This window comes from Flavobacterium silvaticum (genome assembly GCF_012911565.1).
GTDB lineage: Bacteria > Bacteroidota > Bacteroidia > Flavobacteriales > Flavobacteriaceae > Flavobacterium > Flavobacterium silvaticum.
Genome location: NZ_JAAMPU010000099.1, coordinates 94,515 through 115,427 on the forward strand (window position 1 = coordinate 94,515; position 20,913 = coordinate 115,427).

Sequence of the window (20,913 nt, forward strand, 5' to 3'; positions counted from 1 at the left end):
CAAAAATAGTTCAAAATGCAATGGTAAGCAAAAACCAGATAAAGCGCATAACGTCGCTTAAACTCAAAAAGTACCGCGAGCAGGAAAAACGCTTTACGGCAGAAGGTGTCAAGGTGATTTCTGAACTGCTGCTTGCCGGTTTTAAAGTGGAGGCGATTTATGTGACCGAAACTTTATTCGGGGAATTTCCAAAGATTGAAACAGAATATGTCACAGCGGCTGAATTGTCTAAAATGACGGCGCTTTCCACGGCAAATAACTGCCTTGCGGTTTTTGAAATGCCAGATGCAAAACCCGTGGAATATTCTGGATTGATCGTGGCGTTGGATGAAATTCGAGATCCCGGGAATTTAGGGACGATTATAAGATTGTGCGATTGGTTCGGAATCAACCAACTGGTTTGCTCACCCGGAACTGCCGATATCTATAACCCAAAAGTAGTCCAGGCCACGATGGGTTCACTTTCACGTGTAAACATAGTCTATTCAGATTTGACGACTTTTTTGATCCAAAGCGAAATGTCAATTTTCGGGACATTCATGGATGGAAAAAATATCTACGAACAAGAGTTGCCGTCAAGCGGGATCATCGTAATGGGAAATGAAGCGAATGGAATTTCTGCCGAAATTGAAAAGCTCGCGACTGAACGCATTTCAATACCAAGATTCGGCAATTTACAACAAACGGAAAGCTTGAATGTGGCGACGGCGACGGCGATTGTTTTAAGTGAGTTCCGAAGGAAGTAGTTCAATTAATAATTAACGATTAATAATTAATAATTGATCGACGCAAGCGATATTTTCAAATCAACAAATGAACACATCAACAAATATCAATGAAACGTAAAGTTGATAAAAACCGCCCGTGTTTTCATTGAGGTAATATTCGACGTCCAGGGACTGTTCGGGTCGTTGTCCGGGATTATTTCATTGTCGATTCCGAATACACCGCGGATGGAAGGTGAAAATTTAAAGTACTCCAGATATAAGTCAATACCAAAGCCAATCTCGTAATTATTGGTCCATTGCTTCATACGGAAACGCTGTTCGGTGTTGTCTTCTTTCGATTTGGAATTACTCGCGAGATTCAGCGTGCGTGAAACTCCGGCTTCCAAATAGGGGCGCACATTTCCGGTGCGTTTTGCCGAGAATTTAAGCAATAACGGAAAATGGATGTAAGTAGATCGTACTTCGCGATTGGCATCGAGTTCTTCTGTAAATCCGGGGAATACCAAATTGCGTTGGGTGTAATATAAACCTGGTTCGAACCTAAGGTCGAGGTATTCCATCAATCGTAAATCCCCAACAAGACCAACATTGAAACCTGTGGTTCTTGAAGCCTGTATATCCGCTCCGGGGTTTTTGTATTCGAACTTGAAATCATAAATATTGAATCCGAGGAAATAACCCCAATGTACACGTTGTTTATCGAAGTTTTCGAGGTGTATGATCGGGTCGTTTCCGAAAGTTCCGGTCGGGCCTTGAGCGCAGGTTGGAATGGCAAAAGCCAGGAAAAAAAGAGCAACTAATTTTTTCATATCATTCCTTGAAGCAGGAGTAAATGGTGGCGACGCCTAATGTCTGGGGCGCGGCTTCCACGTCTATAAACCCGATTTTGCGCAAAATATTGTTCAGCCTTTCCCCATGAGGGAACGCGGCTGCCGATTGCGATAAATAACCGTATGCCGATTTGTCTTTTGAAAATAATTTCCCAATGATTGGGAGTATGGCGCTTCCGTAAAATTGATAGCCTTGTTTGAAAGGAAATTTTTCAGGTACTGATGTTTCGAGGATTACGAGAATTCCGCCCGGGCGCAGGACACGCAATATTTCAGTAAGGCCTTTTTCGAGGTTTTCGAAGTTTCGGATCCCGAAAGCGACGGTGATGGCATCGAACGAATGATTCTCAAACGGCAGGTTTTCTGAATCGCCTTGTATCATTTTGATACGGTCGGAAAGATTCTTTTGGGCGATTTTTTTGCGTCCCACTTCAAGCATTCCGTCAGAAAGATCGAGGCCGGTGATTTCTTTGATGTTGCTTTTTTCGGCAAATAATATGGCTAAATCACCTGTCCCTGTAGCAATGTCGAGCAAATCTTCAGGATTCCATTCCAGGATGGTCTTGACCACTTTCCTTCTCCAGCTCTTGTCGATACCCAGTGAAATGACACGGTTGAGTCCGTCGTATTCCCCGGAAATAGTGTCGAACATTTGAGTGACCTGTTCTTTTTTGCCCAGGCCGGAATCTTTATAGGGCGTTATGTTGGAGCTGTCGTTCATTGTTGCGGCAAATATAAGAGTTAACGGTGAACGGTTAACAGATAACGGTTAAAACTGCTATTGGAATTTTATACGGGTTAGTTCGGAATAAAAAATAAAAATATCCAATATCCATATCCCTGATTTCAGGGATAAAAAAAATATACCTAAATATAGGGATTGCGCTAGCTTATATATATACGGAAATTTACCGATGCATTAATTTAAAGGCTGTGGTTACAAAATCATTCCTCAGCGAAATTAAGTGGTTAGTGCTTTCTTTGGTACTGGCGCTTTTTCTCGTGAAAATCCTCAACAATGGGCATCGGCTCCTTCTTACCCCGGAGTCTGCCTCAAACACGTTCTTAGGGGTAAGTTTGTTTTTGGAAATTTTAGTTTTTTTTGTCTTTAGTATCTTCGTGGTATTTGGTATTAAGGGCTTTTTTGAACGATTTTCACAGCGGTTTTGCAATACATTGGTCTTCCTCACAGGGATAATCCTTTTGGCGGTAATTGTACTATTGAGTTATCAGGTACTGTCAGTTAGTTAGAAAACAGCCGCGTAAATAATGCAAACATCTGCTTTTTGGCAGATGTTTTTTTTTGCGCTAAACGCAAGTCGTTACATTCTGTCCCAGGTCTCAAACGTAAAAGATTGTGCATGGCGTTCGTCGGCCTCGTGTGGCACGGAACTCACCAGTTTCCATTGTGTGGGGTCGAATTCGGGAAAAAAAGCATCGGCTTCAAAAGAGGCATGTACGCGGGTAAGATCTATCCTGTCGGCATATGGCAGGGCCAGATTGTAGATTTCACCTCCGCCAATTACATAAACAGCCTGGTCTTTTGGGCAAACTTCAAGCGCCGATTCCATATCATGGACCACAATGCATCCTTCCGGATTGTAGCCTTTTTGGCGTGTGATGATAACATGTGTTCTGTTAGGCAAAGGCTTGGGGAAACTTTCAAAAGTCTTGCGCCCCATAATGATATAATGACCCGAAGTCAGTTCCTTGAACCGCTTGAAATCATCAGGCAAATGCCATAATAACTGGTTGTCTTTTCCAAGGGCGTTGTTTTGGGCCGCAGCGGCAATAAGCACTATCATAAGGTAAAGTTCAGCTAGTAAAACTACGAATTGAAAATGGGAATACTGTCTGTAAAATCTGAAATGGGAAAACGTTTTCACAATGAACTACAACGAATGCGAAAATGTAAAAGCTAAAGAATATCTTGTGATTTTAGGAAAATGATAAATATTCTTTAATAATTATCGTCGAATCCGGAACTTATTGACAAATATCTTTCCTTTGCATCATAATTCTAACAATGAATCAGTTATGGCTATCAAAAAAACGTTTACCAAGACAAAGCCGGTTTGCAAAGTGACTTTCAGCATCGAAGCCAAAGAAGCGCAAACAGTATCGGTAGTTGGGGATTTCAATGATTGGAGTGCCGAAGCCGGAGCACTTGCCAAACAAAAGAACGGTACATTCAAAGGTGCTTTCGACCTTCCGAAAGACGGATCTTTTGAATTCAAATATTTAGTGGACGGAGATTATGTTTCAGAACCGGAAGCCGACGGAAGCCGTTGGAATGATTTTGCCGGAGCAGAAAACAGCGTCCTCAATACATAAAAAAACGCCTCTGAAACAGGGGCGTTTTTTTTATAGAATTCATCGGTAGCGAGTGTCACTTTACAAAAATCGCTTTGTAATGGTCGCGTTTGTGTATCAGTATAAAAATATTCGCGATCAGCATCAACGCAGGAACCACAAGCTGGTCCGGACTTGGTGTCAGGAAACAATGGTATAGGAAAATGTTGATGGTAATCGGTAAAATAACCACTGCCGACAACGGCACGAAAAATCCAGTTACCAGGGATAATCCGCAAAGCAATTCCAATACTTTTACGAGCGGGAATAAGTAAACCGTCGCTCCAAAGCCTTCGTTTACCTTTTGTATCGCGCCTTCCATTTTTGGCATATCTGCCGGATTCATCAGGAAAAAGCTCACCGATGCAAACACATACATAGCTCCCAATAAGAGCCTGACAATAACTGCTGCAATTTTCATTCGTTTCTATTTTTGGTTAAACACGAACTAAGGTAAGCAATTTATCTTATCAGGGTTTTTGTATGCTGATGGGAAGCATGTATTTTGCGCGAACCGGAACGCCTCGCTGCAGAGCCGGTTTCCATTTGTCGCATTTGGACAATACCCGTATCGCTTCGGCATCAAGATCCGCATCCAATCCTTTATAGATACTGATGTCTTCAAGCGTTCCTTGCTTGTTGACTATGAAAGCAAGGATGATTTTGCCGTCTTTTTCCGGCTTTTTTGCGGGTTTGAAGTTTTTGCCAATGTACTCATAGAATTTATTCAATCCGTCCTGAGGCTCGGGCTTTACTTCAAGTTCCACATACAGGTATTTTTTGTTGTCGGTATCGGTACTTACGCCGCCTTTTAAAACGCCTTTTTCATAATCTTCCGTAAAGGAATAATCAGGGCCAACATGGTTTCCTGTCCAGTTTCCGTCGCGCAGTCCGTTAACGACAGGGCCTTTTTCAGTCAGGTTTTCGGTAACGAATTCACACACGCCGTTTCCTTCGGACACCGTCATGATTTTTTTTGGATCCCAGAATTTCGTAACATGCAACAATTCCTGTTTGCCGTCATAGGTGTAAAAGCCTTCCAGATGTTTGCTTCCGTTCGGATACCAGGTTTTGCAAACACCGTCCTTTTTGCCGTTCCGGTACATTTCGGTTTTTTCAATCTGAGTGTTGTCGTAATACGCGAGCAATTGGCCTTCGAATTTTTCCACATCGCGGTTCGTGCTTATGGCTTCCTGTTTCAGTTTTCCGGTTTTATAGAACAACTGGAACGTATAAGTCGGCTGCTCTTTTTCATAATCTTTCACCACTCGGTAAAACGTAGCAGCTTCCTTTGAAGCCGGCATCAGGTTATCATCGAGATAGAATGTCTTGTCCTGTGCCGATGCCAGCTGAAAAAAGAATAAACAAAAGAAGGCTATATATCTCATAGGTTTTTGAAGCTAATCCGGCTTCCGCTATTAGTTTTGTTCATTTACACTGCAATTTCAGCACATCCGCCAGCTTCCGTTGGTCGCTGCCGCATGAGCGAAATTGCGGGCGCAACTGTTCCAAAAGCTAGCCGCTCAATCCGGGCTAGGGCAGTTGGGTAAAATCGGCACTAGGAAATAAAAATAACCAATAAATCAAACCGCCACCACTCCCTTGATATGCGGGTGCGGATCATAATCCAACAGCGTAAAATCGTCAAACGTAAAATCGAAGATATTCTTGACATCCGGATTCAGTTTCATCGTCGGCAACGGACGTGGGTCACGTGATAACTGCAATTCCAATTGTTCAAAGTGGTTGTTGTAAATATGTGCGTCGCCAAACGTATGGATGAATTCGCCGGCTTCCAACCCGACAACCTGGGCGATCATCAGGGTCAAAAGTGCATAAGAGGCAATGTTGAATGGAACGCCCAGAAAAATATCGGCGCTGCGTTGGTACAATTGGCACGACAATTTTCCCTCGGCTACATAGAACTGGAAGAATGCGTGGCAAGGTGGCAACGCGGCTTTTCCTTCGGCCACATTATCAGCAAACGAAACAGAAGTATCTGGCAACACGCTCGGGTTCCATGCTGAAACGAGCATGCGGCGGCTATTTGGGTTTATCTTTAACGTTTCTATCAATTCTGAAATCTGGTCAATTTCCTCGCTGTTCCAGTTGCGCCATTGGTGTCCGTAAACCGGCCCGAGGTCGCCGTTTTCGTCGGCCCATTCATCCCAGATTTTGACTCCGTTTTCCTTAAGGTAACCAATATTCGTATCGCCTTTAAGAAACCACAATAATTCGTAAATGATAGATTTAAGGTGCAGCTTCTTGGTCGTCACCATTGGGAAACCTTCGCTCAAATCGAAACGCATCTGGTAACCGAAAACACTTTTGGTTCCTGTTCCGGTGCGGTCGCCTTTCTGGACGCCATGTTCTAACACATGTTTTACGAGGTCGTGGTATTGTTTCATCTTGAATTTTCTTGTCAGGCTAAAGTATTGAAATTGACTTTGCGGCTGACGAGTTGTTGAAACGAAATTTCCTGTGTTTTTTCAACAATTCGATTTTTCTTTTTTGTAAAAATTGGTTCAGATTGAAAATGTTCGCGTTAGGGATGCGAGCGGTTATCCTTTGTGAGGAACGAGCAAAGATATGAGCGGGTCAGCCTGGCGACGGCTACATGAACGTTTATATAACTTGAAAGATTATAGCCGGCGCAACGCCCAAAAAATATTGATTATTTTTTAGTTGAGCCAGATTCGAATAAAAAATAAATTAAGATTCCCTGCGTGAAATCTCGTCCCGAAGTTTTGCGGCCTTTTCATAATCCTCGTCCTTAACCGCACCTTCAAGCAATTCGTGGAGTTCGGCGAGACTGTGTTTGTTGTAGGTTTCTCCGGATTGGTTCGATTCTTCGCCAAGTCCGAAGGTTTCAGGAGAAGACAAAACATCTTCCGGCTTTTCGTCAGATTCGTTGACTTTGAGGAAAATACCGGCTTTGTCAAGGATGTTTTTATATGTGAAGATAGGCGCATTGAAACGCAAGGCCAGAGCGATGGCATCGGAAGTCCGTGCGTCGATGATTTCCTCGATCTTGTCGCGTTCGCAGATGATGCTTGAGTAGAAAACGCCATCGACGAGTTTGTGGATGATGACCTGTTTGACTACAATGTCAAAACGGTCGGCGAAATTCTTGAACAGGTCGTGGGTCAACGGACGCGGCGGACGGATTTCTTTCTCGAGGGCAATCGCTATGGACTGTGCCTCGAAAGCGCCAATTACAATCGGAAGCTTGCGGTCGCCGTCTACTTCGTTCAGGATTAAAGCGTACGCTCCGTTTTGGGTCTGGCTGTACGAGATTCCTTTTATCGTTAACTTCACTAAACTCATAGGTGCAAAGGTACGATTGCGATTTAATTGTGCAAGGGATAAAAAAAGAACGCGCAGACCTTTGCCCGCGCGTTCCAGTATAGCTGATAAATTATTTCAATTCGGTCTGTCAGGGTTTCATGCACCCACACGGAATATCGTACTGGCTGCCGATGCCTTTGAGGTAGACGTCATCCATGAATCCGGATCCGTCATGGTCCTGATGGAAATTGAACGACTGCTTTAAGCATTTGCCATCGCGTGTCGATCCTATGTAAGCTTCCACGTAACGGGACAGGATAACGCCGGTGTATTCGTTTCGGACGATAGTCCATTTACTCGTGATGCGCACTTCTTTGGGTACTTCTTTCCAGCCCTGTGCTTTGAATGCTGCAAGGATTTTGGCTTCGAGAGCCTTGTCTGTCATAACCGCTTTCGGAAGACAGGCACGCGCATCGTTTTTGTCGACTACGGAATTTTTGACGGTCATGGTAAGTTCTCCCGTGGCAACGACCGGACCGGTGAACGGCTCCGGATAGTCCTGATACGGAAGGATCTCGATTTTGAGTTTGTGGTCGCCCGGCATAAGTTTCGCTTCGTTTTCCTTTACGAAAGCGTTGAACTGCATGATGCCGAGGAAGTTTTCGCCGTCCGGGGATTTGAGCGCCCCTTTCCAGGTAGTCCACTTGTTTTTTTCTTCCTCAGAGAAAGCACGGGTGTCCAGCCATTCTTTGAAAACCGTAGTGTCGTCCAGGGTGAACTGGAGCCAGTAGCGGCCGTGGGTTCCATTGAACTGCTGGCTCTTGAGGTAATTGCCCAGTGAGTTGGCCATATATACACGGAATACCAGCGGATCACCCAGGGTGAATTTGTTGGTGAATTTGGTTTCGTCTTCCTTGGCTTTCATCAGGCCGTCTTCGGTGGCGCAGAAAACGACTTTGCCCATGTATTTCTGGTGCATCGGGCTGGTGACGCCATCTGTTGGTTTGTCCGGGGCATTGGCGCGGGCTTTAGCGGCTTTTTGATCGGCCTTTTTGTCCATCCATGCGCCCAGCTGTGCCTGTGAGGTTACGGAAAAGACGAGTAACAGGAGAATCGATAGTTTTTTCATGTCGAATTTAATGTTGGTGGTACTTGCTTAAGATTTCGGGGCAAGTATAGAAAAAAGCGACATCTTGATTCTGACAGATGAATCTGCGTTGAAAAAGCGCGGACTTCCGTACCGGATGAGCGGAAAACCGTTTTAGGCATAATAGACAGATGAAGCAAAAAAAAACGCGGGAATTACCCCGCGCCCATTTCTGTAATAAGCCGCCTTAACTTAATTCTTGACGAATTTTTGTGCAGATTTTGTTGTGCCAGATTGGATTTCCAGGAAATATAGCCCTGAACTGAGGCTGCCCAAATCAATTTGTTGATTCTTGGCAGGAGCGGAAAGTGTTTGGCGTGCAACGACTTTTCCAGTTACGTCAACAATGGTATATGCCTCGAATGCATTCGCAGCCGTGATATTCAGTGTGTTCTTCGCCGGGTTTGGGAAAACGGTCAGTTTCGTTGCGGTTTGCGTCGGGACGGACAATTCGGCAGCGTTGTTCTTGAACCATCCGAATTCGCCATAGGTGCGGTAGAAAAGGTCCAGGTCGCCGTCGTTGTCAATGTCTACCAATGTAGTGCTTTGGATGTTGTCCGGAATCTCATCTATGGAGATTGTGGTGTTTCCGTCAGCCAGAGTACCTTGGAAATTTTCTCTCCAGTACAAATCATTGTTCTTGAAATAGATCAGATCGGCGTATCCGTCCAGGTTAAGGTCGCCAACCGAACTCATTTCACCGTTCGCGCACGAATTATAGCCGATGGGGTTCAGGCTGGAATACACATTCGCCCCGAAATTCTTAAACCAATACAACGAACAGTCGGAGCTGTTGGTCACTACATCCATGAGGCCGTCGTTGTCAAAGTCAACAACATGGGAGGTGAAGATATAAGGAGTCGCCGTTGCCGTGTACACGTAACTTTGTGTAAACGCGTCGTTGACATTCTCCAGCCGGAAAATGTTATTGTTGCTGCTCGAACCTCCGGTAGATAGGATCAGGTCGTTGCTATTGTTCTGGTCGAGATCGGCAAATTCAATAGAGTAGATGTTGTAGTCAATGTTAAAGAATTGCGTGAAGGATGTGAAATTGCCCGCTCCGTCATTCCGGAAATAACTCAGGTAATCCGAGCTTAACTGATCTACGATGATGTCGTCTTTCCCATCATTGTTCATATCGCCGATGGTAAATCCCGTGTAGGCAGATGATGTGGCAAAATCCTGTTTGGCCCCGAAAAAGCCACTACCCAGGTTCTTGATCCAGCAAAGTGAACCTGATACGTTCGTATTCTGTGTAATGATCAGGTCTTTTTTTTCCGTCCTCATCCACGTCCAGAAGTCCCACATCGCTCGGGGTATCAAGCGAGGTATTGATGAGTATTCTTGTGGAAAAGGTATTGTTTCCGAGATTTTTGTACCAGAACACTTCATCGGCGTACGTGGCTGCAACGATGATATCCGTGTCACCATCATTGTCAATGTCATAAAAAACATGAACGTAACCGTTGTCGTTGGCCGCGGAAAGCACGGTTCGCGAACCAAAATTTTGTGCATAAGCGCTCCCGAAGAAAGGAGCGGCAATAAGCAATAAGCATAATTTTTTTTTCATATAATTGAGGGTTTTAGAGGTTCGGCAAATATATGTCTTGCACAGATTATAAAAAAAATCGTACAAAATATATTTTCAAAACTACACCGAATATTCCGGTTAAAGATTCCGGATGAACAAGCGAAACATCTCATCGTACAAACGTTGATGCTCAGTCTGTAAGCGTTTTGTATGAAATGTCAAATTCTAACAAAAAACAAAAGGCCGCCCACGAAGGACGGCCTCTATATTTAATCAAAAGTTAATGTGTTAGTTATTCGCTTTGAAAGCCTTTAGTTTCTCATTCAGCTTAGGGACAATCTCAAACGCATCCCCAACAACACCATAATCGGCAACCTTAAAGAAAGGCGCTTCCGGATCGCTGTTGATCACGAGTTTTACTTTGGAAGCATTGATTCCGGCAATATGCTGGATTGCTCCTGAGATGCCAACTGCAACATATAAATTCGTCGCAACAGGTTTTCCGGTTTGGCCAACGTGTTCACTGTGAGGACGCCATCCGAGATCGGAAACCGGTTTCGAACAAGCTGTCGCGGCACCCAAAGTAGCCGCTAAATCTTCGAGCATTCCCCAATTTTCAGGGCCTTTCAAACCGCGTCCGCCGGATACGACAACCTCCGCATCGGCTATGGTAACTTTTCCGGAAGCTTTTTCGACAGATTCTGTTTTTACAGAGAAATCAGCATCGTTCAAAGAAGGAGAAAAATCTTCTGCTGCTGCATTTCCGGTACTTTCAAAGACACCATATGAGTTTTTGGCAAGCCCAAGGACTTTCACATCGGTAGCAATTTCGGTCACATTGAAAGCTTTCATCGAGAAGGCGTTTCTCTTGACCTGGAAAGGTGAAGTGCTCAATGGCAATCCAACGACATTCGAGGCATAACCCGCGTTAAGCCCAACGGCAACGAGAGGAGCGAGGTATAAACTGTCTGTAGTGGAAGACAGTAAAACCAATTTTACATTTTCTTTTGCGGCCGCCTGTTTTATTACATCGGCGTAAGCTTTTGCATTGAACGATCCCAGTTTGTCGTTGGTCACTTTCAATACTTTATCGACTCCGTATTTGCCCAATTCCGAAACATCTGATGCGTTTACGGTAACGGCGGTAACGGTAGTTCCAAGCGCTTCGGCCACTTTTTTCCCGTAGGAAGCCAGTTCAAAAGCCACTTTCTTGAATTTTCCTTCTGCAGATTCTGCGTATATTAAGATTGACATATTTTTTAGTTCGGAAGTTAATGGTTCGGAAGATCGTAAGGAATAAAAGGATTACAATCGGCCAGTTTTATTTTTTAGTTCGGAAGTTGATGGTTCGGAAGTTGATGGTTCGGAAGATTGGAAGACTAAGCCTCGAACTTCAAACCTTTAAATCACTTTCGCCTCGTTGTGCAGCACGTTCACCAACTCATCCAGGTTATCAACGGTAAACAATTTCACCGCGCTTTTTGGAGCCGGTTTTTCAAACTTCACCGATTTGGTTTCCGTAGAAGTGCTTACGGGTTCCACAATGGTCAGCGCCTTTGTACGGGCTGTCATGATGCCGCGCATGTTGGGGATGCGGAGATCTTTTTCTTCGACGATTCCTTTTTGTCCGCCAACAATCAGTGGCAGTGAAGTGGAAAGCGTTTCTTTTCCGCCGTCGATCTCGCGTGTTGCTTTTACCGAAGTTCCGTCAACAGTAATGGCGATGCACGAATTCACAAAGTTAGCTCCGGTCAAAGCCGCAAGCATTCCCGGAACCATTCCGCCATTGTAATCGAGAGATTCTTTCCCTGCGATTACTAAGTCGTATCCACCATCGGCAATAATCTTGGCCAATTGTGTCGCTACAAAGAAACCGTCTGTTGGCTGGGCGTTTACACGAATCGCTTCGTTTGCGCCTATTGCCAATGCTTTTCTCAAAGTGGCTTCTGTCTCAGGACCGCCTACGTTGACAACCGTAACGTTGGCACCTTGTTGTTCCTGGAACCAAATGGCGCGTGTCAATCCGAATTCATCGTTCGGATTGATTACGAACTGAACGCCGTTTGTGTCGAATTCAGAATCGCCGTTGATAAAGTTGATTTTGGAAGTTGTATCAGGCACGTGGCTGATGCAGACTAATATTTTCATTTTTAAAAGAATTAAAAAGTGGATTTTCGTCGCCGAAGGTAAAAATTTAATTTCTAAAATGTACTATGCGTGCATAATAATTTTGAGTATTATATCGATTTCGTAATGCTTGCGAAATTTATCAGATGAAAAAACGGCCAGCCGGATTTGTTTTTGGAGAACTTTCAATTTTTTGTGATTGCTTAATCGATTTCATCGGCGAACGAAATCAGGCAACGTCTTTTTTCGCTGAACTCATCTTCGTCCTTTCGTTCCTTTTTGGCCTGTTTAAGGCATTCAAATAAAGGTGCATAAGAAGAATCTTGCTTCACAGCCTTCTCCAGTTTCGAAAGTTTGAATACTTCGCTCGTGGGCGTGTCGGAATAAAAAACTGTGTTTCTTCGCCAAAAGCTGTTCCTTCATTGCTGTTATTGGCAATTTTTGCAAGGTCGATCCTGCAGTTCAGGTACAATATCTTATTGTTGTATTTACCTAGCATACGCAAGGGAAGGCCATTCTTTTCCGTAGTCCGGAATACGAGTTCGCCTATCTGGAAACCCCAATTGCCCTGGTCATAAACAATGATGCAGGTTTGTTCGTCCGGCTCCACGTAAAGTCGCGTGCCGTTTCTGTCGACTCCGTGGTTGTAGGTGCGGAAATTACCTATATGTTCGCCATTGTCCTGTTTGTAGTCTTCAAAGGTCTTAAACAGGTAGAAACGTCTGTCGTGAATGTCTGGTCCTTCTTTCCTGTCAGTAGGGAATGCTTGTGCAAATCCTGATGTCACGAATAAAAGAAATAAGGTCGCACAAATGTATATGTGTCTGCTCATAAATTCAAGGATGTATGTAAATATATGGTTTCCAATGTAAAACCAAGGAGGGCAGGAGTTTTTTGTTGTAAATATGGGGATTGCGGTATATCTGATAGTTTATTCTGCATTGAACGCCTCAAATAAGAAGATTAGAAGTGCTTTTGAAGAAACATTTTTATGGAATCCGGGGAGTCTAAAATTAACAGTTTCCTATTCTATTCAAAAATAAGCCAATCAGTAAAAAGACTTAACTTAGGGAGCTAATTGATAAACCACATAAAACATGAGCACACTAAAACTAAAAGACGGAACCGAACTATACTACAAAGACTGGGGAACAGGACAACCACTTGTATTCCATCACGGCTGGCCTTTGTCCGGAGATGATTGGGATAACCAGATGCAGTTCTTCGTTCAAAAAGGCTTTCGCGTAATTGCACACGACAGACGCGGCCACGGGCGTTCGACCCAGACTTCAGAAGGTCATGAAATGGAAACGTATGCGTCCGATGTGGCACAACTCACGGAATTCCTCGACTTGAAAAACGCAGTCCACATAGGCCATTCTACCGGAGGCGGAGAAGCAATCCGTTACGCTGCCAAATACGGAAAAGGGCGCGTGGCTAAAGTGGTGCTTATCAGCGCCGTTACGCCAATCATGGTCAAGACAGATAATAATCCGGATGGAGTGCCCATATCAGTGTTTGATGAGATCCGTGAAAATACGGCAACAAACCGGCCGCAGTATTTCAGGGATTTCACGATTCCTTTTTTCGGCTACAACCGGGATGGAGCCAAGGAATCACAAGGCGTCCGCGATAATTGGTGGCGTCAGGGAATGATGGGAGGCATCAATGCGCATGTTGCCTGTGTGAAAGCTTTTTCTGAAACAGATTTTACAGAAGATCTCAAAAGCGTCGATATTCCGGTGCTTGTATTGCACGGAGAAGACGATCAGATCGTGCCGTTTGAACTTACAGCCGTCAAAGCTGTAAAACTTGTCAAGAACGGAAAGCTGATCTCATATCCGGGATTTCCGCACGGAATGCCTACTACCGAAGCCGCTACGATCAACAAAGACCTGCTGGAATTCATCCAGTCGTAACAGAAAGTAAATCTTCATAGAGCAAGCTGTCAATGCGAGTCATTGGCAGCTTTTTGCATTCCAGAGGTTTCGGTATAAAAGAATGTGATTTCGTTTTTGTGCACTGACAAAAAACCTTATTTTTGCCATTCAAAATTGAGATAATTCATGAAAACAATCCAATTCCGCGAAGCCATCTGTGAAGCCATGAGCGAGGAAATGCGCCGCGACGAATCGATATATCTAATGGGTGAGGAAGTCGCCGAATACAACGGTGCCTACAAAGCCTCTAAAGGAATGCTTGATGAATTTGGGCCAAAGCGTGTCATCGATACGCCAATCGCCGAGCTTGGATTCGCTGGTATCGCAGTAGGTTCTGCCATGAACGGCAATCGTCCAATCGTGGAATTCATGACATTTAACTTCTCTTTGGTTGGGATTGACCAGATCATCAACAACGCCGCTAAAATGCGCCAGATGTCTGCCGGGCAATTCCCTATGCCAATGGTTTTCCGAGGCCCGACTGCTTCTGCGGGACAATTGGGCGCAACGCATTCACAGGCTTTCGAGAACTGGTTTGCCAATACGCCAGGTTTGAAAGTGGTTGTTCCATCGACGCCTTATGATGCGAAAGGTTTGTTGAAATCGGCTATCCGTGACAACGACCCGGTCATTTTCATGGAATCGGAGCAGATGTACGGCGATAAAGGTGAAGTGCCGGATGGAGAATACACTATTCCACTTGGTGTTGCCGATATCAAGCGCGAAGGAAAAGACGTGACCGTTGTTTCTTTCGGAAAGATCATCAAAGAAGCTTTGACGGCTGCCGAAGAATTGGAAAAGGAAGGTATTTCGATTGAAGTGATCGATTTGCGTACGGTGCGTCCGATGGATTATGAAGCGATTCTGACTTCTGTCAAAAAAACAAACAGGCTTGTAGTTTTAGAAGAAGCCTGGCCGTTTGCATCTGTAGCATCTGAAATCACTTATATGGTACAGGAACGTGCCTTCGATTATCTTGATGCGCCAATCCAGCGTATCACCACTGCCGATACGCCCGCGCCTTACTCGCCGACCTTGCTCAAAGAATGGTTGCCGAACGCACAGGATGTAGTCAAAGCAGTCAAAAAAGTTCTGTACAAGAAATAAGAAATACTTACGTTATATTTGAGACTCCGTCGGAAAAGGCGGAGTCTTTCTTTTTATCATGGTCAGGAATCTCCTAAGTCTTATATTTTTTCTCCTTACACTATCGGCAATAAGCCAAACCAAAGTCAGCGGAATTGTGGTTGACGATGAAGGATTGCCGGTTCCATACGCTAGCATCGGTGTTCGTGGAACTACTATTGGGACGGTAACGAATGAAGACGGAAGATTCTACCTCGAAAGCGACCAGACGTTCAAATCGATAGTCGTGTCATTCGTAGGCTACGATACCAAAGAAGTTCCGTTGCCAAAAGCCGTCAATTACGATTTCAAGATTAAGTTAAGCGGTGGAAATCAATTGGCCGAAGTAAAAGTCTATACCGGCAAGACGTCCAAAAAGAACAATCCGGCACTCGATATTTTGCGAAAAATCTGGGAGCGCAAACGAAAGAACGGCCTGTATATGTTCGATCAGTATCAGATGCAGAAGTATGAGAAAGTCGAATTCGATATGAACTCCATCGACAGTGCTTTCAAAAAGCAGAAAATCTGGAAAGGCATGGAATTCATCTTCGACCATGTCGATACATCGAGCGTTACCGGAAAAACCTATCTGCCCATATTCATCAATGAAAAGCTCTCAGACGTTTACGGCGACAACAAAACCAACAAGAAAAAAGAAATCGTAAAGGCCAGCAAGAATTCGGGCTTTCAGGGCAACCAACAAATCGAAGCGTTCATCAAGGATCTTTATTCCGAATACAACATCTACGACAACTATCTTTTGTTCTTCGACAAGAGTTTTACGAGTCCGTTGTCAAGAACCGGTATCGACGTGTATAATTATGTGTTGGCCGATACCGCTTACATCGACAACAAACGCTGCTTTAATATCGTATTCTATCCGCGCCGTCCGAGCGAGCTCACGTTCAAAGGAGATTTCTGGGTAGCCGATACGACGTTCGCCATTAAGAAAATCACAATGGCCGCGACCAAAAGTGCCAACATCAACTGGGTCAAGGATATTTACATCGAGCAGGAGTTCGATGTGGTCAACGATTCGGTTTTCCTGCTGACGAAAGATTATATGATGAGCGACTTTGCGTTCTCGAAGCGCGAAAAGTCCAAAGGCGTCTACGGCAAACGCACCACCATGTACCGCAACCATAAATTCAATCTCGAAAAGCCCGACGAATTCTATAAAAAAGATGTCAATTACGTGGACGAGAGCATTTATCAAAAGCCCGATGAATACTGGGACGCCAATCGTTTTGAAGAACTCAACAAAGACGAAAAAGGCGTTTACAAAATGCTCGATACGCTAAAGACGGTCAAGAAGTTCAAACGCATTTACAATACGGTCGAAATCCTCGGAAGCGGTTATATCAATTACGGCAAGTTCGATTACGGCCCTATTTTCTCCACTTTCGGGTATAACGATGTGGAGAAAATACGACTCCGGACGGGCGGCAGGACCTACTTCGGGCAAAACGATCCTTGGCGTCTCGAAGGCTATCTCGCTTACGGTTTCGGCGACAACAAATTCAAGTACGGTGCCTCGGGCAAATGGATGATCGACAAAAAAAGCCGCGTCATTATTTCGGCCGGAAACAGGCGTGATGTGGAACAGATCGGGGTAAGCCTGACGACAAGCAACGATGTCCTGGGCCGTAGTTTCGCATCGTCTTCCCTATTTTCGTCGGGCAGTAACGGAAAACTTACCAATGTCAACCTTACTACCTTAGGCATCAGTTTCGAGCCATATAAGAATGTCGTCATTTCTGCGGGCGCTTCCTACCGAACGCTTCGCACGGCATCGGAGACCTTTAGCCTCGATTATTACGAAACGTTGCCTACTGCTTCTACACCAGGTGTAATTAAGGGTGATTTGAGCCAGGCGGAATTCAACGTAATGCTGGACTGGACACCGCGTCGCCAGAACATCGGTTACGGAGTGGAACGCAATATCGTCGATGCGCCGTACAGCCGCTTTTTCGTCAATTTCCAATCGGGGGTGAAAGGGATTCTCGATAGTGATTTCGACTATCGCAAAGTGCAGTTTTATTTCCGCCAGCCAATTATTATAGGAGCCATCGGACGTTCCTACCTGACCACGGAATTCGGAAAGACATTTGGAACCGTACCGCTCGGCCTTATGAGTATCATTCCCGGAAACCAGTCTTATTTCCAGATCGACAATACGTTCCAGAACCTCAATTACTACGAATTCCTGTCAGATCAATATGTGACGGTCCATTACGAGCACAATTTCCAGGGAAAACTGTTTGCCCGCGTGCCGGCTTTGCGAAAGCTCAACCTGCGCGAGATTATTGGTTTCCGCGGTGTGTACGGAACCATTTCAGACGACAACCGGCGCATCAATGCAAGTAATGTGGTCTATCGCGCACCGGAAGATTTCTATTACGAATACGGCTTCGGCATCGGGAACATATTCAAGGTTTTCCGTCTCGATTTCTCGTGGCGCGGCAACTATTTGGACTTGCCGGATGCGAGGGCTTTTGCGGTTAAGGGGTCTTTTGGGTTTTATTTCTAGATCGGAAGTTCGTGGTTCGGAAGTTCAAAAGATCGGAAGATATTACACAGCCTAATAGTAATATCTAGGAGCTGGTTCCTGCTGCCCGTTTCAAGCACTCGCGTAAATTCCGGTGGTTTGTAAGCCAAAAAAGGAGCTTCTGCCGTCGCTCTTTTTTGCCAACAACCGCTCGAAATTTCCTGCTCGCGGCTTTACACTCGCATTAGGGCTAGAACATCATCATGAAAGAATCAATAGACTTCTTATCCACCGACAGAATCCTCAAAGCCGTAATCGACACGTACGGTATTCCGTCCATACCAAAACGCGAACAGGGATTCGCAGCCCTTTGCCATATCATATTGGAGCAACAGGTTTCCATTGCATCGGCAAAAGCCACCTATAAAAAGCTGGAGAACGAACTCGGCCAACTCACTCCAAAAGTTGTCCTTGAAACACCTGATGAGGTTTTCCGAGCCTGCGGTGTATCGCGCCAAAAAACCACTTATATAAAAGACCTGGCGCAACGTGTAACTTCTGGTTCACTCGACTTCGAATCGTTCAAAACCAAATCGCCCGAAGAAATTACAACAGAACTTCTCGCCGTAAAAGGAGTAGGGAATTGGTCGGTTGAGGTCTACCTGATGTTCTGCATGCAACACGAAGATGTATTGCCAATAGGCGATATCGCCATCCGCAGCGCCATCAAAGAATTATACGACATTCACGACCCTGAAGAAATGCGTATTCTGGGTGAGAATTGGAAACCATATCGCAGCATGGCATCGTTTATTTTGTGGTATCATTACCTCTCAAAACGCAAACGGAAAGACCATCTGTAATGAATTGAGGGTTTAAATTTTAGAGGGAGCGATAACGTTATAGAAATTTTGCTATTTTTGGCTGTTAACGTTAAAATAATCTAAACACTTTATGGAAAAATTTATGGTATATGTGCCTATTTTCATGGCTCTCCTCGGCCTGGCTTTCATGTCTGCAAAACGTTCGTGGGTTCTCAAACAGGACGCGGGTGACGGAAAGATGAAAGAGATTTCAGATTTCATCTATGAAGGCGCACTGGCCTTTTTGAAAGCCGAATATAAATTGCTTGCACTTTTTGTTGTAGGCGCAAGCGTTGCCTTGGCAGCCATTTCATATATAGTTCCAACTACGAATATACTTATTGTGGTGGCCTTTATTTTCGGAGCTTTTTTCTCGGCTTTGGCGGGGAATATGGGAATGAAGATAGCCACTAAAACCAATGTCCGTACAACACAGGCGGCGCGTACGAGCCTTCCGCAGGCATTGAAAGTCTCTTTCGGAGGCGGTACGGTCATGGGATTGGGCGTTGCCGGTCTGGCGGTTTTGGGCCTTACCGGTTTCTTTATCATTTTCTTCAATTATTTCATGAAAGGTTCGTGGACTTCGACAGAAGACATGACCGTAGTACTTGAAACACTTGCCGGTTTCTCGCTTGGAGCGGAATCTATCGCCTTGTTCGCACGCGTCGGTGGTGGAATCTACACCAAAGCTGCCGACGTCGGGGCGGATCTTGTAGGTAAAGTTGAAGCCGGAATTCCGGAAGACGATCCGCGTAACCCGGCTACAATCGCTGATAATGTTGGGGATAATGTTGGTGACGTGGCCGGTATGGGCGCCGATTTGTTCGGGTCTTATGTGGCGACGGTCCTTGCTGCTATGGTTCTCGGAAATTATGTCATCAAAGATATGGGCGGAAAAATCGAAGATGCTTTTGGCGGGATCGGTCCAATCTTATTGCCTATCACGATTGCCGGATTCGGTATTTTGTTCTCGATAATAGGGACGATGCTCGTGAAAATTTCAAGTAACGACGCCAAGGAAAAACAAGTGCAGGGCGCTTTGAACATAGGAAACTGGGTTTCCATTGTATTGACTGCCGTAGCGTGTTTCTTCCTTGTTAAACATATGCTTCCTGAAACCATGAAGATGACTTTCTTTGGTGAAGGCCTTCAGGATATTTCTTCCATGCGGGTCTTCTGGGCTACGTTGGTCGGCCTCTTCGTAGGTGGAGCTATTTCATCGGTAACTGAATATTACACAGGTCTGGGCACAAAACCAGTGCTTGCCATCGTCCAGAAATCGTCAACCGGAGCAGGAACCAATGTTATTGCAGGTTTGGCAACCGGTATGATTTCGACTTTTCCAACCGTGTTGCTTTTTGCGGCGGCAATCTGGGGTTCTTATGCATTGGCAGGTTTCTACGGAGTGGCATTGGCTGCTTCCGCGATGATGGCGACTACGGCTATGCAGCTGGCCATCGATGCTTTCGGGCCGATTTCCGATAACGCCGGCGGAATTGCAGAAATGAGCGAATTGCCAAAAGAAGTCCGTACACGTACCGATATTCTTGACTCGGTTGGTAATACCACTGCAGCAACAGGAAAAGGTTTCGCGATTGCATCTGCAGCGCTTACTTCATTGGCCTTGTTTGCCGCTTATGTAACTTTTACGGATATCGACGGAATCAACATTTTTAAGGCTCCGGTTTTGGCAATGCTTTTTGTGGGCGGAATGATTCCGGTGGTATTTTCTGCTTTGGCTATGAATTCGGTCGGAAAGGCCGCGATGGATATGGTATACGAAGTACGTCGCCAGTTCAAGGAAATTCCGGGAATCATGGAAGGAACCGGAAAACCCGAATACGGAAAATGCGTCGAGATTTCTACCAAAGCTGCGTTGCGTGAAATGATGTTGCCAGGCGTTCTCACTATAGGTTTTCCAATCGCTATCGTATTGATCGGTAAATTGGTTTATGCCGACAACAACCAGCTTATCGCCGAAATGCTCGGGGGGTATATGGCCGGCGTTACCGTGTCTGGGGTGCTTTGGGCTGTATTTCAGAACAACGCTGGCGGAGCTTGGGATAATGCCAAAAAATCTTTCGAAGCCGGAGTGATGATCAACGGTGAAATGACATTTAAAGGTTCAGATGCACACAAGGCGGCCGTAACCGGTGATACGGTTGGAGATCCTTTTAAAGATACGTCTGGCCCGTCCATGAACATTCTTATCAAGCTCACTTGTCTGGTTGGTCTGGTCATTGCCCCAATCTTGGGTGGCGGACATACATCTGAAGCAAGAACACCAGAACCGATGGCAGTAGAAATGCCTGCCCAGACTATCGAACACAAAGAGAGCGTGACGATTAAACAATCTATTAAAGACGGCATGGCGAAAGCAACTGTCAAAATTTCAAAGGACGGAGTATCAACTGAAAAGGTCTTCACAGGCACAGAAGAAGAAGTAACCGCAAAAATTGACTCCATAACGAAATAATCATGTTGTGTTGAC

The 20,913-nt window shown here is 45.0% G+C and carries 21 protein-coding genes; 7 read left to right on the forward strand and 14 right to left on the reverse strand.

What is annotated here, in order from left to right; all coding sequences use genetic code 11:
* The first annotated feature begins 20 nt into the window (after positions 1-20).
* A complete protein-coding gene (locus G6047_RS04105; RefSeq protein WP_169526211.1) occupies positions 21-746 on the forward strand; it encodes a TrmH family RNA methyltransferase in 726 nt (241 codons plus the stop codon).
* 86 nt (positions 747-832) lie between these two features.
* Here G6047_RS04105 and porT read toward each other — a convergent pair whose 3' ends face one another.
* From porT to G6047_RS04120, 3 genes are all read right to left on the reverse strand, one after another.
* Entirely contained in the window at positions 833-1,537 is a 705-nt protein-coding gene (gene porT / locus G6047_RS04110; protein WP_169526212.1) for a type IX secretion/gliding motility protein PorT/SprT, read from the reverse strand.
* A gap of 1 nt (position 1,538) precedes the next feature.
* Entirely contained in the window at positions 1,539-2,279 is a 741-nt protein-coding gene (ubiE, locus tag G6047_RS04115; RefSeq protein ID WP_169526213.1) for a bifunctional demethylmenaquinone methyltransferase/2-methoxy-6-polyprenyl-1,4-benzoquinol methylase UbiE, read from the reverse strand.
* Between the two features lie 601 nt (positions 2,280-2,880).
* Positions 2,881-3,363, reverse strand: a complete 483-nt coding sequence (locus G6047_RS04120) for a dihydrofolate reductase (protein ID WP_169526214.1) — start codon at positions 3,361-3,363, stop codon at positions 2,881-2,883.
* Positions 3,364-3,595: 232 nt separating this feature from the next.
* On the opposite strand from G6047_RS04120, the gene G6047_RS04125 reads away from it, so the two are divergent.
* Positions 3,596-3,892 carry an isoamylase early set domain-containing protein gene (locus tag G6047_RS04125; RefSeq protein ID WP_169526215.1) on the forward strand — a complete coding sequence of 99 codons (297 nt, stop codon included), beginning with the start codon at positions 3,596-3,598 and terminating at the stop codon, positions 3,890-3,892.
* Positions 3,893-3,947: 55 nt separating this feature from the next.
* Here G6047_RS04125 and G6047_RS04130 read toward each other — a convergent pair whose 3' ends face one another.
* The 11 genes from G6047_RS04130 to G6047_RS04175 all read right to left on the reverse strand — a co-directional run bounded on the left by G6047_RS04130 (position 3,948) and on the right by G6047_RS04175 (position 12,835).
* Positions 3,948-4,331, reverse strand: a complete 384-nt coding sequence (locus tag G6047_RS04130) for a DoxX family membrane protein (RefSeq protein ID WP_169526216.1) — start codon at positions 4,329-4,331, stop codon at positions 3,948-3,950.
* A 49-nt stretch (positions 4,332-4,380) separates the two neighbouring features.
* On the reverse strand, positions 4,381-5,298 hold the full coding sequence (locus G6047_RS04135; protein WP_169526217.1) for an energy transducer TonB: 918 nt from the start codon (positions 5,296-5,298) through the stop codon (positions 4,381-4,383).
* A 195-nt stretch (positions 5,299-5,493) separates the two neighbouring features.
* The gene (locus tag G6047_RS04140; RefSeq protein ID WP_169526218.1) at positions 5,494-6,318 is read right to left on the reverse strand and encodes a thymidylate synthase; all 825 of its coding nucleotides are present in this window, start codon (positions 6,316-6,318) and stop codon (positions 5,494-5,496) included.
* 304 nt (positions 6,319-6,622) lie between these two features.
* Positions 6,623-7,237 (reverse strand): bifunctional nuclease family protein, encoded by a 615-nt coding sequence (locus G6047_RS04145; protein ID WP_169526219.1) that lies wholly within the window; start codon positions 7,235-7,237, stop codon positions 6,623-6,625.
* A 109-nt stretch (positions 7,238-7,346) separates the two neighbouring features.
* Positions 7,347-8,327: a hypothetical protein gene (locus tag G6047_RS04150; RefSeq protein WP_169526220.1), complete on the reverse strand. Its 981-nt coding sequence runs from the start codon at positions 8,325-8,327 to the stop codon at positions 7,347-7,349.
* A 210-nt stretch (positions 8,328-8,537) separates the two neighbouring features.
* Positions 8,538-9,632: a T9SS type A sorting domain-containing protein gene (locus G6047_RS04155; RefSeq protein ID WP_169526221.1), complete on the reverse strand. Its 1,095-nt coding sequence runs from the start codon at positions 9,630-9,632 to the stop codon at positions 8,538-8,540.
* Complete coding sequence (locus G6047_RS04160; protein ID WP_169526222.1) at positions 9,550-9,915, reverse strand: FG-GAP repeat domain-containing protein; 366 nt, start codon at positions 9,913-9,915, stop codon at positions 9,550-9,552. The genes G6047_RS04155 and G6047_RS04160 overlap by 83 nt, the downstream gene beginning before the upstream one ends.
* A gap of 249 nt (positions 9,916-10,164) precedes the next feature.
* Positions 10,165-11,130, reverse strand: coding sequence for an electron transfer flavoprotein subunit alpha/FixB family protein (locus G6047_RS04165; RefSeq protein WP_169526223.1), 966 nt, complete (start codon positions 11,128-11,130; stop codon positions 10,165-10,167).
* A 147-nt stretch (positions 11,131-11,277) separates the two neighbouring features.
* Positions 11,278-12,024: an electron transfer flavoprotein subunit beta/FixA family protein gene (locus G6047_RS04170; protein WP_169526224.1), complete on the reverse strand. Its 747-nt coding sequence runs from the start codon at positions 12,022-12,024 to the stop codon at positions 11,278-11,280.
* A 182-nt stretch (positions 12,025-12,206) separates the two neighbouring features.
* Positions 12,207-12,335 (reverse strand): hypothetical protein, encoded by a 129-nt coding sequence (locus tag G6047_RS16835; RefSeq protein WP_262887846.1) that lies wholly within the window; start codon positions 12,333-12,335, stop codon positions 12,207-12,209.
* A complete protein-coding gene (locus G6047_RS04175; RefSeq protein ID WP_169526225.1) occupies positions 12,332-12,835 on the reverse strand; it encodes a hypothetical protein in 504 nt (167 codons plus the stop codon). The genes G6047_RS16835 and G6047_RS04175 overlap by 4 nt, the downstream gene beginning before the upstream one ends.
* 265 nt (positions 12,836-13,100) lie before the next feature.
* Here G6047_RS04175 and G6047_RS04180 point away from each other — a divergent pair, with 265 nt between their 5' ends.
* From G6047_RS04180 to G6047_RS04200, 5 genes are all read left to right on the forward strand, one after another.
* Positions 13,101-13,922, forward strand: a complete 822-nt coding sequence (locus G6047_RS04180) for an alpha/beta fold hydrolase (protein WP_169526226.1) — start codon at positions 13,101-13,103, stop codon at positions 13,920-13,922.
* Between the two features lie 147 nt (positions 13,923-14,069).
* Entirely contained in the window at positions 14,070-15,050 is a 981-nt protein-coding gene (locus G6047_RS04185; protein ID WP_169526227.1) for a pyruvate dehydrogenase complex E1 component subunit beta, read from the forward strand.
* Positions 15,051-15,108: 58 nt separating this feature from the next.
* The gene (locus G6047_RS04190) at positions 15,109-17,601 is read left to right on the forward strand and encodes a DUF5686 and carboxypeptidase-like regulatory domain-containing protein (protein ID WP_169526228.1); all 2,493 of its coding nucleotides are present in this window, start codon (positions 15,109-15,111) and stop codon (positions 17,599-17,601) included.
* Between the two features lie 221 nt (positions 17,602-17,822).
* Positions 17,823-18,422 (forward strand): DNA-3-methyladenine glycosylase family protein, encoded by a 600-nt coding sequence (locus tag G6047_RS04195; protein ID WP_169526229.1) that lies wholly within the window; start codon positions 17,823-17,825, stop codon positions 18,420-18,422.
* A 91-nt stretch (positions 18,423-18,513) separates the two neighbouring features.
* The gene (locus tag G6047_RS04200; RefSeq protein ID WP_169526230.1) at positions 18,514-20,898 is read left to right on the forward strand and encodes a sodium-translocating pyrophosphatase; all 2,385 of its coding nucleotides are present in this window, start codon (positions 18,514-18,516) and stop codon (positions 20,896-20,898) included.
* Positions 20,899-20,913: the final 15 nt, after the last annotated feature.

Excerpts from the sequence above, each read along its gene's own strand:
- G6047_RS04185 (WP_169526227.1), top strand. The coding sequence starts at position 14,070 with ATGAAAACAATCCAATTCCGCGAAGCCATCTGTGAAGCCATGAGCGAG.
- G6047_RS04105 (WP_169526211.1), top strand. The coding sequence starts at position 21 with ATGGTAAGCAAAAACCAGATAAAGCGCATAACGTCGCTTAAACTCAAA.
- G6047_RS04140 (WP_169526218.1), bottom strand. The coding sequence starts at position 6,318 with ATGAAACAATACCACGACCTCGTAAAACATGTGTTAGAACATGGCGTC.
- G6047_RS04200 (WP_169526230.1), top strand. The coding sequence starts at position 18,514 with ATGGAAAAATTTATGGTATATGTGCCTATTTTCATGGCTCTCCTCGGC.
- G6047_RS04155 (WP_169526221.1), bottom strand. The coding sequence starts at position 9,632 with ATGAGGACGGAAAAAAAAGACCTGATCATTACACAGAATACGAACGTA.
- G6047_RS04150 (WP_169526220.1), bottom strand. The coding sequence starts at position 8,327 with ATGAAAAAACTATCGATTCTCCTGTTACTCGTCTTTTCCGTAACCTCA.
- G6047_RS04135 (WP_169526217.1), bottom strand. The coding sequence starts at position 5,298 with ATGAGATATATAGCCTTCTTTTGTTTATTCTTTTTTCAGCTGGCATCG.
- G6047_RS04125 (WP_169526215.1), top strand. The coding sequence starts at position 3,596 with ATGGCTATCAAAAAAACGTTTACCAAGACAAAGCCGGTTTGCAAAGTG.
- G6047_RS04170 (WP_169526224.1), bottom strand. The coding sequence starts at position 12,024 with ATGAAAATATTAGTCTGCATCAGCCACGTGCCTGATACAACTTCCAAA.
- G6047_RS04145 (WP_169526219.1), bottom strand. The coding sequence starts at position 7,237 with ATGAGTTTAGTGAAGTTAACGATAAAAGGAATCTCGTACAGCCAGACC.
- G6047_RS04130 (WP_169526216.1), bottom strand. The coding sequence starts at position 4,331 with ATGAAAATTGCAGCAGTTATTGTCAGGCTCTTATTGGGAGCTATGTAT.
- G6047_RS04165 (WP_169526223.1), bottom strand. The coding sequence starts at position 11,130 with ATGTCAATCTTAATATACGCAGAATCTGCAGAAGGAAAATTCAAGAAA.
- ubiE (WP_169526213.1), bottom strand. The coding sequence starts at position 2,279 with ATGAACGACAGCTCCAACATAACGCCCTATAAAGATTCCGGCCTGGGC.
- G6047_RS04190 (WP_169526228.1), top strand. The coding sequence starts at position 15,109 with ATGGTCAGGAATCTCCTAAGTCTTATATTTTTTCTCCTTACACTATCG.
- G6047_RS04160 (WP_169526222.1), bottom strand. The coding sequence starts at position 9,915 with ATGAAAAAAAAATTATGCTTATTGCTTATTGCCGCTCCTTTCTTCGGG.
- G6047_RS04175 (WP_169526225.1), bottom strand. The coding sequence starts at position 12,835 with ATGAGCAGACACATATACATTTGTGCGACCTTATTTCTTTTATTCGTG.
- G6047_RS04120 (WP_169526214.1), bottom strand. The coding sequence starts at position 3,363 with ATGATAGTGCTTATTGCCGCTGCGGCCCAAAACAACGCCCTTGGAAAA.
- G6047_RS04180 (WP_169526226.1), top strand. The coding sequence starts at position 13,101 with ATGAGCACACTAAAACTAAAAGACGGAACCGAACTATACTACAAAGAC.
- porT (WP_169526212.1), bottom strand. The coding sequence starts at position 1,537 with ATGAAAAAATTAGTTGCTCTTTTTTTCCTGGCTTTTGCCATTCCAACC.
- G6047_RS04195 (WP_169526229.1), top strand. The coding sequence starts at position 17,823 with ATGAAAGAATCAATAGACTTCTTATCCACCGACAGAATCCTCAAAGCC.